This window comes from Mycoplasma sp. CSL10166, assembly GCF_017116885.1.
Classification (GTDB): Bacteria; Bacillota_I; Bacilli_A; order Mycoplasmatales; family Metamycoplasmataceae; genus Mycoplasmopsis.
In genome coordinates this window covers 289983-304921 of the sequence record NZ_JAFIRF010000001.1, presented here as the reverse complement: position 1 = coordinate 304921, position 14939 = coordinate 289983, and the positions used below count along the sequence as shown (strand labels likewise).

Genomic DNA, 14939 nt, shown 5'->3' with positions numbered 1-14939 from the left:
ATTTTAAGCTTTATTTAAGCTTTATAAGTAAAATTTGCAATTGCTAGAAAGATTAAAATAGATTACGAGAGATTGAAAACAAAATAGGTTTAAGCGTATTTTTTCACAATTACACATTTATTTTAATAAGATCAACCTACTTTGATTTCAAAGTCTCTATATTGCATAATTAATTAAGCTTCATTTACTTTTCAAAATATTCTATTTATGATATAATAATATTACTTCTAGTTAGTTATGTAATAAAAAAGGAGTTGTGCATTGCACAGCTCTTTGTTATTTTAAAGGAGTTTTATGGATTATAAACAAATATTAACAAACGCATTTGGCGATATTATTTTAGAAGCTAAAATGATTCAAAATGATTTTGGGCCAACTTTAGAAGTTACAGTAAATCACACAAATCTCAAGGATGTAGAAATGCTTTCTAAAAAAATATCATTATTTTTAGAAAGCCAAAAATGATTTACCGATAACCACTACTTAGAGGTTTTATCTAAAGGTTTTGATACTAATGTTGACATTAATCAATTAGATAAATTCATTAATAAAGATGTAACTTTAAAACTTAAAAAATCATATTTAGGTCAAGATATTTTTGTAGTAAAAATACTTGAAGATAGATTAGATAGTTTTATAGCATCTTGAAACAAAAAGGGACAATTGAAAAAAATTGAATTTGAAAAAAAAGATATTTTAAACGCTGAATTATATATTAAATATTAAAGGAAAATATGGCAAGAAAAGATACAAAAAATAAAGAAGATCTTAAATTAATTTCAGAAAAAAAGATTTGATATGAAATAGTAGAAAATTATGCAAATAAACATCATTTTAATTTTGATTTAGTTCTAGAACTTTTTAGAAACGAAACTCAAAAAGTTTTTGAAAGAGACATCGACCCAGATGCACAAATAGTTTGAGAACCAAATCATGAAGAAAAAACTATCACTATTTACAACATCGCTGGTAGTGTTGAAGAAGAAAATTTTGAAATTGATTTTGATGATAATAATGATTTAAATTTTGACCAACAAAGATTAATTAGCATGAATTACCAAGATGCTATTAAATTAAACCCTAACGTTAAATATGGTGATAACATAAGCATTGAATTTAGCTTTAATTCTCTAACACAAAGACAAAAGACAGCAATCAATAATGGTTTTAAATCTGAATTAAAATCAAAGGAAAAAGAAAGAATTAGAGAGGTGTTTGGTGATAAAATAGGAAAAGAGTTTGATGGTAAAATTAAACACGCTTTACCAAAAGGTGGTTTTTTAGTAGAAATATTAGATGATGAAAATAATGTATATACATCACATTTAAATAGAAATAAGGCTACAAGAATTAGAGAATTACACCCTGGTTCTTCGGTTAAGGTTATTCTGGAAAAAGTAAATTATGATAGTACTTTAAATGTTTTAGAAGTATCTATGATTAAACCACAACAAGTAGAAAATATTTTAAAAGAAACCATTGTTGAAATTGCTAACGGCGATATTATAATCAAAAAAGTTCAAAGAGCTCCAGGTCTAAGAACTAAAGTTGCGGTTATGCCAAATCCGGATAAAATTTTTGATTTTGACATAATAGGTTCTATTTTTGGTGAAGGGGCAAAAAGAATTATTGCAGCTTCTAACATTTTAGGAGAAAAAATAGATATCATTAGATATTCAGAAAATAGAAAAGATTATATCATAAACGCATTATCTCCTGCAAAAATTATAGATGTTGCAATTCATAAAAAAACTGGTAAATGTTTTGCTATCGTCGATGCTGATAATATAACAATCGCAATAGGTAAGCGTGGTATTAATAATGATTTAGCCTCAAAATTGACTGAAAATATAATTAATATTATTCCTGTTGATGAAGCTATAAAAAGAAAAATTCCATTTAACCAATCAGGTTATAAACCAACAAGGGAGTATGATAAACCATTATTTGCACATGGTGATAGTAAGAATATAAATAAAAAATCTAGATCAAATAACTATTTTAAAGATATAGATTTAAAATTTGAAGAGTTTGATAAAGATGTTAGTGAATTTTTAAGATCTACAAGATCTATGGAAGACAAAGAAACAACTAACGAAAAAGAAACTAATAAAAAGACAAAAAGAACGGATAAATCAAATAAACAATTTAATTTTGATGATGTATTTTCTGAATTAGAGTCAAAATTAGAAGACACTTCTGAATTTCAAGAAGAAAATAATGATTCTTATGATTTTGTTAACGAATTAGGTAAATATTATGATCAAGACATGTCCGATTCTGATTCAAACGAAGAAGAAACTCAATTTATTGATGATAATTTAAGAAAACCTACAAACGATACCACTAATAAAAATAAGAAAAAAGTTATTGAAGAATACAAAAAAATAAAAGATTTTACCGTTGACAATGATTTAGTGAGTTATGGCGGTTTAAGCTTAGATCTTGATTTAAGTGAATTTAACGATGATTGAGAAAAAGAAGAAAATTAATCATAACTTTACAAGAAAGTGCATTATAACAAATCAAATAGTTGATATCAAAAATTTAATTAGATTTAATTATTTAAAAAATAATAATCATGCAACTTTAGATTTAAAAAGAGAATTAAATGGGCGTGGGGCATATTTTATACCATCAGAGGAAAACTGAAATAAAATCAAAAAAACAAAAGCTTTAAATAGAGTTTTTAAAAGCAATATTTCAAAAGAAAATTACTTCGAAATAGAGCAAGAATTAAAGGAGGTCTTTTTATGGCTAAAAAAACACAAAGAATAAGTAATGTTAACGACATTAAACAACAATTACAAACTACAAAAACCGAAATCAAAGATGGAAAATTTATTTTTACAGGTAAAATGTCTATAAGTGATTTTTCAGAAGTGACAAAAATTAATTCAAACGAAATTATTAAGAAATTTTTCATGGCGGGTAAAATGTATAATTTAAATCACATTTTAGATGAAGAAGAAATCGCTGAATTATGTCTTGAAAATAATTTAGATTTTCAAAAAGAAACTAACATTGACGGGTCTAACTTTTTAGATGAAGTTAATTTCGAAGATAAAGAAGAAGATTTAATAAATCGTAGTCCTATAATAGCGGTAATGGGGCACGTTGACCATGGTAAAACAACATTAATCGACAAAATTAGAAACACAAATGTTGTTGAAACTGAATCAAGTGGTATAACACAACATACTGGTGCATATCAAATCAAACACAAAGATAAAAAAATAACATTCTTGGACACACCAGGTCATGAAGCATTTACAAAAATGCGTGCCCGTGGTGCGAAAGTCACAGATATTATTATATTAGTTGTTGCAGCAGATGATGGAGTTATGCCTCAAACAGTTGAAGCGATAACACACGCTAAAGCTGCTAACGTTCCTTTGATAGTTTTTGTTAACAAAATGGATAAACCAAATAAAGATTTAGATAGACTTAAAGGTGAGTTAGCGGAACATGAAGTTATAGTACCAGAATATGGTGGTGATGTACAAATAGTATATGGTTCAGCTCTTAAGGGAGAAGGTTTGATAGACTTATTTGATGAAATTACATTACTTACAGAATTATTGGATCTTAAAGCAAACCCTAAGAGATATCCAATAGGTACTGTTATTGAATCTAAAATAGATAAAGGTGCTGGTGCCGTATCAACAGTTATAGTTGAAAATGGTACTTTATATAAAGGTGATTTTATTGTTGCGGGTTCAAAATATGGTAGAATCAGAAAAATAACCAATGCAAATGGTTTGGAAATCGAAAGAATTGAACCAGGACAACCCGGGGTTATTACAGGGTTAAATTATGCTCCTGACGCAGGAGATAAATTTATCGGGTTTAATGATGAAAAATTCGCTAAAAAACTTGCTAACGAAAAGGCTTTTGCCGATAAAATGGATTTATTGCATCACAAAAATGTAGAGGCAATAAATGCAGAAGGTAAAAAAGTTATAAATGTAATTATTAAAAGTGATGTTCATGGTACAAGTGAAGCTATAAAAGGACAATTATCTAACATGGAAAACGAGGAAGCTACTATAAAAGTTATTGCAGCTAGTGCAGGTCATGTTAGTGGTAGTGATTTACTTTTAGCACAAGCATCAAATGCGATAATATTTGTTTTTAATTTAAAGACTCCTTCTACAATCAAACAAAATGCCGCTGCTCAAAATATTACAATCATCGAACACAGCGTTATTTATAAAATTTTAGAAGATTGCCAAGCAATGCTCGATGGAGAAAAAGCCCCTATCTATGAAGAACGTAAAACAGGTGAGGCTCACATTATAAAAGTGTTCTTTTACTCAAAAGTTGGTAAAATTGCAGGAGCAATGATGGATACTGGTTTAGTAAAAGAAAAATCTAAAGTTAAGGTTTATCGTAAAGGTAAATTAATTCATGAAGGTGTTATAGATAGTTTAAGAAGAGAATTAAATGACACCAAAGAAGTTGTAAAAGGAAAAGATTTTGGAACTCATATCAAAAACTACAACGACATCGAAGAAGATGATGTATTAGAATTTTACGAAGACGTAAGAATAAATTAAAAATTAAGGTAAAATTAATTAGTATGGAAATTAAAAAATTAATTAGAGACGTCCCTAACTTCCCAAAAGAAGGAATTATTTTTAAAGATATTTCTCCTTTGTTAGCTGACGGAGAAGCACTAAACTACACAATCACTAAAATAGCAGAACACGCTAAAGAAGCAGATATTATTGTCGGTCCTGACGCAAGAGGTTTTCTTTTTGGAACACCAGCTGCCACTATACTAAAAAAACCATTTATAATGGTTAGAAAACCAAACAAATTACCAGGTGAAGTTATTTCGATGGAATACGAATTAGAATATGGAAGTAATAAATTAGAATTACAAAAAGGTTTCGTAAAAAGTGGTCAAAAAGCGGTGATTATCGATGATGTTCTTGCTACCGGAGGAACAACAAAAGCTATTATTAAACTTTTAGAATCTCAAGGTGTAACAGTGACAAAAGTTATTGTCTTACTAGAATTAAAAGAATTAAATGGTAGACAATTAATTGGAGAAAATATCGATGTTATTTCATTGATTGAAGTATAAAAATTTTATTAAAAAAGACTCAGTTGATTCCTGAGTCTTTTTTATTATTCGAATTGTTCGAATTCAAATTCGTAATCATCTCCCATTTGATTTGTTTCTAATTGATTATCGTCATAGTTATAGCTAACAATATCATTTAAATCATAAATAGTATCTGATTCATCTAAATTTTCGCCTAAAGCGATTGTAGGATCATATTTTTCTTTAAAGTATGATTTAGGATCTCTAATATCATATTTACCTTTTAATTCATAATTACTATTTGTACCCGCTGGAATCTTGTGTCCTAAAATAATATTTTCTTTTAGTCCATCTAATTTATCGATCCTCATACCAACAGCAGAGTTAACTAATATCTTAGCAGTTTCTTGATAAGAAGCGGCTGATAATCATGAATCTGATAGAAGTGGAACTTGTTTTGCACCTTTAATTTTTACTTCACCATATGCTGGTTTTTTACCTTGTGCAAGTAATTTTCCATTTTCCTTTTGATAAATAAATGTATCCACTAACGCACCGTTAAAGAATTTAGAATCACCTGTATCAATAATCATGATTTTTGATAATAATTGTCTTATAATAATTTCAATATATTTATCCGAAATTGTAATACCTTGTAAACGATATAATCTTTGGGTTTCTTTTAATAAATAATTTTGAACCGCTCTTGGTCCTGCTGCATTTAATAATTCATTTAAAATTACTGGTCCTTCAAAAATCTTTTGCCCAGGAGCAACAGAATCTCCTTTTTTAACACGTAGTTTTTGAGAAATTTTTCCATGGTAATCCACGTGTGTTTCTTCACCTTTTGAATTTTTTTGTGAAACAGTTACTATTGTAATATCTGTTTCTTTACCTGTTTCTTTATTTTTAGCTTGTTCTATTTTTGAAATTTTTCCATAAACTGTAGAAATAACAGCTGGTTTACCTCAAGGGAAGTCATAAGCATCTATAAGTTCGATTAATCTACCGAATCCACCTGTAATATCTTCAACTCCAGCAACCCCCCCAGTATGGAATGTACGCATTGTAAGCTGTGTCCCAGGTTCACCAATAGATTGAGCAGCTATAACTCCAACTGCTTCTCCGATACTTACAACTCTATTTGTTGCAAGATCTTTACCATAACAATGTTGACAAACACCGTTACGTGTATGACATGACAGAACTGAACGTATCTCAACAACTTCTTTTTTGTGAACATTTACAATTAAATCTGCAAGTTCAGGTGTAATTAGTTTATTTGCACCAATTATTTCATTTCCATGATCATCGTAAATCGCTTTATTTGTATATCTACCTTCAATTCTATCGTATAATGATTCGATAACTGTATCAGTTTTGGTATCTTTAATATCTTTAACTGGGAAACCGTAATCTGAGTGACAATCATTTTCGCGAACAACAATACTTTGACCAACATCAACCAATCTACGTGTTAAATATCCTGATTTTGCTGTGTTAAGAGCGGTATCTGTAAGTCCTTTACGAGCCCCGTGTGTTGATGAATAAAATTCATAAGCACTAAGACCATCAAGGAATGATGATTTAACCGGAATTTCAATTGTTGAACGAACAACACGGTCATTTTCGGCATCGGCTTTAAGTATTTTTGTGTTGTTATTCATAAGTCCACGCATACCAGCTAACTGTGTAAAGTTAGAAGCATTACCACGAGCACCAGAACTCATCATCATAAATAATGGGTTGTCTAAATCTGATTTTGTAACTTCTTTAAGTTCTTTTTCAATTTCATCTTTAACTTTTGATCAATTTTGAATTGTTAATTTATATCTTTCATCATCGGTTAAATATCCATTTTCAAAATACTCTTTAAGTTCTTGTGTATGTTTATCACCTTTTGCAATTTTTTCTTTTGTAGATTCAAGTGTTTTAACATCATTCATTGAAATTGTAATTCCAGAAAGTGTTGAATATTTAAATCCTAAATCTTTAATAGCGTCAAGAACAAACGCTACAATATTTGTATATTTAAATCAAACTTTTTCAAGCACAGATGTATACTTTGTAATATCTCATTGATATTCTTGCATACCCGAAGTAACATTTTCATTTGTTAATGTCTTCTTAGTTTTAAATCAAATTTTCTCAAATTCTTCTTTTATAAAATTATTAATTAAATTCGCATGTGATTCCGGAATACTATCATTCTTATAGTCTTTTAAAGCTAAACATTCTTCTAACATATTTTCATAATTAATGCTATTAACTTTATCAATAACTTTTGCTATATCTTCCATAGAAACAACATGAACATAGTTTTCATAAACTTTTCTAATAATTTTAGCAATATCTTTTTTGGTTAAACTTAAATTCGCTTCTTTGTTTTTTAATTCTTCAACAAAGTTTGTTCCGTAATCAAAAGTATATCTTTCAAGTTGTTCTTTAACACTTGAAGTGTGAATTTTTTCTTTTTCACTAACTACTTTTAATTCACCATTTTCTTCTTTATATTTACGTTCAACGTTTTTACCAAAAATAAATTCAAAATCAATAGGAAATACATTATTCAATATAAATTTTCCTACTGTTGAATAAATATATGGTCTATCAGTTAATTTTTCTAACATTTTTGATTTATTTAAAGCTTTAATAGGTAATACAACTCTTGTATGAAGAGTAATATTTTCTCTTTCGTAAGCTAATAACATCTCATCCATTGTTGGGAAGAATTTACCTTCTCCTTTTGCGCCTGGCTTTTCAATTGTTAAATAGTATAAACCTAAAATTATATCTTGAGAAGGGTTAATGATTGGTTCACCATCTTTTGGTCCAAGAATATTTTTAGAAGCTAACATTAATTCTTTTGCTTCTCTAACGGCTTGGTCTGAAATAGGTACGTGAACAGCCATTTGGTCCCCATCGAAATCGGCGTTAAATGCAGTTGTTACAAGTGGATGAAGTTTTATTGCCTTACCACGAATTAAAACAGGTTGGAACGCTTGGATAGATAAACGGTGAAGTGTAGGAGCACGGTTTAAAAGAACCGGTCTACCTTCAATTGCTTTTTCAACATATTTTCAAATAATTGGATTTAAGTTTTCAATTAATTTTTTTGCTGTTTTAATGCTTGTGATATTATCTTCGTTGTTAATTAATTCTTTAATAATTCAAGGTTCAAATAATTTTGCTGCCATATCACGAGGAATACCAACTTCGTGCATTCTTAATTCTGGACCACCAACGATAACACTACGACCAGAATAATCAACACGTTTTCCTAAAAGGTTTTGACGGAAACGTCCTTTTTTACCAGTAAGTGCGTCAGAAATAGATTTAAGTGGTTGATTATCTTTCGCAGTAACTGGATTTGGTTTTTTTCTACCGTTGTCAATTAAAGCGTCAACCGCTTCTTGAATCATACGATATTCATTTTGTTTAATCAACATAGGTGCGTCAGCATTATTTCATTTTTCTAAACGACTATTTCTTATTATTATACGACGGTAAAGTTCGTTAACATCACTTGTAGAATGTCTACCACCATCAAGTTGAACTAAAGGTCTTAAATCTGCAGGAATAACAGGCAAATTATAAATTAACATATCTGTAGGCTTTTGACCTGACTTAATAAATGAACTAATAATTGTAAGCCTTTTATATAATTTAGACCTTTCTTGTAACTTAGAACTTGAGGCGTAATTATTTCCTATTTCTAAGTTAATTTTATCAATTTCAGATTGAACAAGTTTACGTTCTTCTTCAAGATCAATATTTTCTAATAAATATTCAATTGCTTTTGAACCTGTTCCTATTTTTGCTGTTGTATATTCTTCGATTAAATCATTATAATGATAAAAATCAACACCAAATGATTTTCCATCTTCCGATTGAGCAACTTCGATTAATTCATCTAAAGTATCTTTAATATCTTGGAGAATTTCTTCATCGTCATATTGTAATGTTAGCATTTCTTCAAGTGCGGCACGATAAATGTTTGGTGCCTCGTTAATATCGATAATTGTATTCTTTTTAAGAGACTTTAAATTACCATTATCTAAAACTATATGTGATTTATAGTAAATTAATTTTTCTAAATCGGCTTTTGTAACTGGTTTATTTGAATCATTAACTCTCAATCCTAATAATTTAGAAATTATTGAATGATCTATTTTAAAGAATCAAAAGTGAACAACCGGATTATGAAGTTTAATATGACCCATTCTACTTCTTCTTGAAATTTTAGGTAGTATAACAGGTTTATATTTTTCACATTGAGGAGTTTTAGTACATATATCATTTTCGTCAGTCTTTTTATATTTTGTACCACAAATGGCACATTTATAATCAGTAACAGGTCCGAAAATTAACTCGTCAAACAAACCATCTTTTTCTGGTTTATATGTTTTATAATTAATTGTTTCAGGTTTTTTTACTTCACCATTCGATCATTGTGCAACATCTTCTTTTGTTGCTAACGAAAGTGTTATTTTATTAATATAATTTTTAGAATTTTTATTCACTGTCTCCTCCGGATTCAAATTGTAACATATCGTACTCATTTTCATTTTCGTACTCATCTAATGATTGTTCTGAAACTTCTAATTTCATTCCTAAACCTTTAAGCTCATAGCTTAAAACATTAAAGGATTCTGGTGTACCAGGCTTAGGTAATTCTTTACCTGAAACTAAAGCGCTATATAACGCGTTTCTACCTTGAATATCATCTGATTTGTAAGTTAATATTTCTTGTAAAACGTTTGTCGCACCATATGATTCTAAAGCTCATGTTTCCATTTCTCCAAATCTTTGACCACCATTTTGAGATTTACCCCCTAATGGTTGTTGTGTAATTAATGAATATGGACCCACTGAACGACCATGCATCTTATCGTCAACCATATGGTTAAGTTTAAGCATATACATAACACCAACAGAAACTGGTTTATCAAATTTTCTACCTGTAATCGGATCTATTAATGTTTGTTTTCCTGATTTATCTAGACCAGCTTCTTCTAAAGCTGCTTCAATGTCAGGTTTTTTAACACCATCAAATGATGGAGTAACAAATTTAACATTTAATTTTCTAGCCGCCATACCTAAGTGCAACTCTAAAATTTGACCAATGTTCATACGTGAAGGAACCCCTTGTGGATTTAACATAATATCAAGCGGAGTACCATCTTCTAAGTATGGCATGTCTTCAACTGGTAAGATAATAGAAACAACCCCTTTATTACCATGACGTCCAGCCATTTTATCACCTGGTTTTAATTTACGTTTTTGTGCAATTGAAACTTTAACTATTTTTTCTACACCTTCTTCTAAAACATCATTATTTTCCTTTGAAAGAACTTGAATGTCAATAACAGTTCCGCCGTGTCCATTTTTAACTTTTAATGATGTGTCTTTGTAAGCTAATGATTTTGTACCTAAAATAGCATTTAAAAGTTTTTCCTCTTGAGAAGGATTTTCTTCTCCTTTCGGAGATGTTCTACCTACCAAAACATCACCAGGATTAACGTCAGAACCTAATTTAACAATTCCGTATTCATCTAAATTTCTAATTGCGTATTTAGAAACATTAGGGATATTTGAAGTTAATTCGTCTTTTCCTGCTCTTGAATTTCTAAATTGAATTATATGCTCTTCAATATGTATAGATGTGTAGACATCTTCTTTAACAAGACGTTCATTAATAATAATAGCATCCTCAAAGTTATAACCATTTCATGTTGTAAATCCAACTAAAACGTTTTTACCTAATGATAATTCTCCATCTTTAAATGATGAACCATCTGTAAGTAAATCACCCACTTCTACTCTATCATTTAATTTAACAATCGGTTTTTGATGTATGATTGTACCTTGGTTACTTCTCTCAAAAGTTCTTAACATGTATTTATCAGTAACTCCAGTTTCATCTCTCTTAATATGAATTTTTGAGCTATCTACAAAAGTTACAACACCAGCATTCTTAGCTGTTAAATTATATGATGAATATTTAGCGATATCAGATTCGATACCAGTTGCAATAAGTGGAGCTTCAGTTTGTAATAATGGAACGGCTTGACGTTGCATGTTTGAACCCATAAGCGCACGGTTAGCATCATCGTTTTCTAAGAAAGGAATTCCTGCTGCAGCAACTGAAACCATCTGTTTTGAAGAAACCTCAATAAAATCAACGTCTTTTGGTGTTCCAATTAAATAGTTATAATCACGTCTAATTGTTAGTGATTCACTTACAATTCTATTGTTATCATCAATTTTAACTAATGATTGAGCAAATGAGTAACCGATTTCCTCAGCTGCTGTTAAATAACGAACGTCTTCATAATCTACAACACCATCATTAACTTTAAAATATGGAGTTTTTAAAAAACCTAAATCATCTACTTGCGCAAATGTTGCATAGTTAAGAATAAGACCAATATTAAGACCTTCTGGTGTCTCGATAGGACAAATTCTTCCATAATGTGTTGCGTGAACGTCACGAACTTCAAATTGTGCAGTATCACGACTAAGTCCTCCGGGACCTAAAGAAGTTACACGACGTTTATTTGAAACTTCGGCAAGCGGATTTATTTGATCCATAAATTGAGAAAGTTTTGATGAGTTGAAAAACGTTTTCATTTGATTTGTTATCAACTTATTGTTTGTAACATTTTTAGCTGTTATTTTTTCTGTTTCTTTAGCACCCATACGTTCACGGGTTGTTTTTTCTAATTTAGAAAGCGCGATCATGATTTGACCTTCTAATAATTCACCAACAGAAACAATACGTTTGTTAATCAATGAATCAGGATCATCATCAGAACCTACACCACATGTTAAGTTAAAGTAGTAATTAATTGCTGCTACAATATCAGAGATTAATAAATGTGTTTCTGTTGATTGAGGATCATTACCAATAACTAAAACCGGTTCTTCAGGTTTTAAATTCATTCATTTTTTACTTGGGTAAACCTTAACTCTTATTATTTTAATACGTTTTCTAAGTTCTGGATTACCCACTTGTTGACCATAAAGATTTAAACCTTCAGGTCTATAAATTTTATGATAAACATGTTCCGGGTCTATGTTTTCAATTTTTTTGCTACTTAAAATTTTTGTGTCAAATAACGATTGAATATCTTTAGCAATTTTTAAAGTTATTAAAATTCCTTTTTGATAAAGAACTTCTCCGTCTTTGTTTACAATGTCCTCGGCTAAATATGTATTTGTTATACGATCAACTAGTGAAAGTTTTTTATTTAACATATGACGGCCGGTTTTTGATAAGTTATATCTTCTCTTATCAAAAAGCATAGAAGGTAAAAGAGATTTTTTGGCTTCTAATGTATCTCTATCACCTTTTCTGATTGTTTTAAATATTTCTTCTTGAGTTAATTCAATAATTTGTTCTTGAGTTAATTCGCTGTTACTTAAAATCTTATCTTTCTTTAATGTTTCTTTTAATAATTCTGTTTCACCAAAAAGTTTAAACATCATTGATGGTGTAAAACCAAATGAACCTAAAAATGTTGGTAGTGAAATATTTTTACTTTTATCTACTTTTACCTTAACTGAATCAATTGAGTTAGAAGTAATTTTATGTGATACTTCAAATCATGAACCTATTCTTGGTAATATTTCTAATTTATTGAACAAATCATCAGATTGTTTGTTACGAACACCAAGACCAAAATATGCACCCGGCGAACGAATCAACTGACTAACTATAACTTTTTCAGAACCATTAATGATAAAACTTCCACCTGAAGTCATATGTGGAACTTCTCCTAAAAGAACTTTTTCACTTTTTAGTTGACCAGTTTCAATGTTTTCAACTTTTAGTGTTGCATAAATTTTAAAACTATAGTTAATTCCTTTAGTTTTACATTTATTTATTTCATCTCATTCACTTGTAATTTTTTTATACGGGTATTCAATTTCAAGTGAACCTTTAACGTATTCTAATTTCATTTTACCGGCTGTAATAGGGTAAATTTCTAAAAGAGAATCTTGAATACCGTTTTTAATAAATTGCGCAAAACTTTCCTTGCTTATTTTTAAAATATCAAACAATGGAAGAGACTTTTTTGTAATAGAATAATCTCTTCTTAAAGTTTTGGGACCAAATTTACGAATTGTATATTTTTTATTTTTATCGTTTTCGACAACCATTTATTTCCTCCAAATTAATTGCAAAATAACTTTTATTACTTATTTTAAAAGTATTGAAATTATAGCACAATTTAAAATAAATTTTAATAAATATTTGGTAATTAATAAAAATAGTGTATATATAGAGTTTATTTTTATGTTTCAAAAAACTTATCATGATAATAAAAAATATTAAAAAAAATTACTTTTGTACCTATAAATAAGCTATAAAAGTAATTTTTAATACCTTGAATCTTTTATTTTTAAATCAAAAAAATAATAATAATATTTACATAAAAATTTAAATTATTTTATAATTTAATTAAGGAGATACATGAACAATTCAAATTTGAACTTTAAATCAGAGGAACAAAAAAATACAAACCAAAATTTATCTACTTTCTTAGGGGATAGACCTTTATTGAGGTACCTAGATAATAAATTAGTTTATTCAATTTCAAGTGAAACTATTCAATCTTTAAAAGAAGAACAAAATTCAATAGAAGAATTTGAAAATACTAAAAAAAATATTTTAGATAATATATTTGATAATATTGATGAAAAATTCGTAAGAGACAATTATACTAAAATAGATTTATCAATTAAAAAGTCTATTAAACATAAAAAACTTAGCATAACTTTTTTAATATTTTTTATATTATTTATGTTATCTTCGATTGCGTTGATATTATTTGCTTTTATCCCGAATTTGAATAATATTATCCAAAGTGTTGCGCAAGGTATACTAATTATTTATTATGGTGTTATTCCTTCAAGTGTTTTAGCTATCCTATTTATGATATTAACAATAGTATTTTTTATTTTAAAAAGAAGAAATACTAAAATAGCATTTAAAACAAACGAAGATATAGAAAGATATGCTTTTGAATTAATAAAAAACAAAACTTACAACATTGAAGAAATAAAGAAAATAATATTAAATAACCAAAATAATGTCAAATATTTAGATAGTAAAGGTGCAATCAAACACTTTAATTTACTCAGTTATCCTGATATTTCTCATCAAAATAAGTTAGTTGATGTAGGATTATGTGAAATATATACAATAAATAATCATCTTGTCGAAATACAAAATCTAGATGTAATTGAGAATAATAACTTATATGATTCAACTTCCTACACAAAAATACAAAACGAAACAGCTAGAGACGCAATTAAACCTATAATAAATAGTGATATTAAAAGATTAGTTTTTTATAAATTTGTTATCAATAACGAAAAAAATATACCTAACTTTTCAATATTGAATCACTTTAACATAATTAATGAAGGCTACGAAATAAGCCTAGTACCAACTAAAACACAGAGCTTAGATATAAATATAATGTTTAAATTAAGAAGTGAAAACTCTATTAACGATGACGAAAAAAATAACCTTATTAGAGCATTGGAAAATTTTAAAAAAAATAAACTTTTTGGTCAAGGATACGCAATAGAAAGTTCTTCCATTTATGCTCAAAACAATAATTTATATGCATTATTAGCATATAAAGATAGTAAGGATGATGATGTTTTAGTTTTAAATAATGAATATCTCGAACGAATAATTAATAATGATCACGAAATTAACGATTATACATCTTTAAGTATATTAAATGTTATTGATGATTTAGTTGTTTTTAGTCTTCATTTATCAAATTATTATAAAAAAGCAACTAAACCAATTTTAGAATTAATTGATAATATGTAATACAGAATTCTTTTTTTAAAAAAAATAAAC

At 28.3% G+C, this 14939-nt stretch carries 8 protein-coding genes; 6 read left to right on the top strand and 2 right to left on the bottom strand.

Features of this window, described 5'->3' with window-relative positions:
- The first annotated feature begins 294 nt into the window (after positions 1-294).
- From JXZ93_RS01290 to JXZ93_RS01270, 5 genes are read left to right on the top strand one after another with little or no spacing between them, the layout of a single operon-like run.
- A complete protein-coding gene (locus JXZ93_RS01290) occupies positions 295-726 on the top strand; it encodes a ribosome assembly cofactor RimP (RefSeq protein WP_205851936.1) in 432 nt (143 codons plus the stop codon).
- An 8-nt stretch (positions 727-734) separates the two neighbouring features.
- Complete coding sequence (locus JXZ93_RS04125; protein WP_205852500.1) at positions 735-2492, top strand: NusA N-terminal domain-containing protein; 1758 nt, start codon at positions 735-737, stop codon at positions 2490-2492.
- Positions 2467-2778: a YlxR family protein gene (locus tag JXZ93_RS01280; RefSeq protein ID WP_205852499.1), complete on the top strand. Its 312-nt coding sequence runs from the start codon at positions 2467-2469 to the stop codon at positions 2776-2778. Before JXZ93_RS04125 ends, JXZ93_RS01280 begins: the two co-directional genes overlap by 26 nt.
- Positions 2754-4559 carry a translation initiation factor IF-2 gene (gene infB / locus JXZ93_RS01275; RefSeq protein WP_205852498.1) on the top strand — a complete coding sequence of 602 codons (1806 nt, stop codon included), beginning with the start codon at positions 2754-2756 and terminating at the stop codon, positions 4557-4559. Before JXZ93_RS01280 ends, infB begins: the two co-directional genes overlap by 25 nt.
- 23 nt (positions 4560-4582) lie before the next feature.
- The gene (locus tag JXZ93_RS01270; protein ID WP_205851940.1) at positions 4583-5092 is read left to right on the top strand and encodes an adenine phosphoribosyltransferase; all 510 of its coding nucleotides are present in this window, start codon (positions 4583-4585) and stop codon (positions 5090-5092) included.
- Between the two features lie 44 nt (positions 5093-5136).
- Here JXZ93_RS01270 and JXZ93_RS01265 read toward each other — a convergent pair whose 3' ends face one another.
- Both JXZ93_RS01265 and JXZ93_RS01260 read right to left on the bottom strand, forming a co-directional pair.
- Positions 5137-9621, bottom strand: coding sequence for a DNA-directed RNA polymerase subunit beta' (locus JXZ93_RS01265; protein WP_374962774.1), 4485 nt, complete (start codon positions 9619-9621; stop codon positions 5137-5139).
- Positions 9569-13219 carry a DNA-directed RNA polymerase subunit beta gene (locus JXZ93_RS01260; RefSeq protein WP_205851941.1) on the bottom strand — a complete coding sequence of 1217 codons (3651 nt, stop codon included), beginning with the start codon at positions 13217-13219 and terminating at the stop codon, positions 9569-9571. The genes JXZ93_RS01265 and JXZ93_RS01260 overlap by 53 nt, the downstream gene beginning before the upstream one ends.
- A 313-nt stretch (positions 13220-13532) precedes the next feature.
- On the opposite strand from JXZ93_RS01260, the gene JXZ93_RS01255 reads away from it, so the two are divergent.
- A complete protein-coding gene (locus JXZ93_RS01255) occupies positions 13533-14909 on the top strand; it encodes a hypothetical protein (protein ID WP_205852497.1) in 1377 nt (458 codons plus the stop codon).
- Positions 14910-14939: the final 30 nt, after the last annotated feature.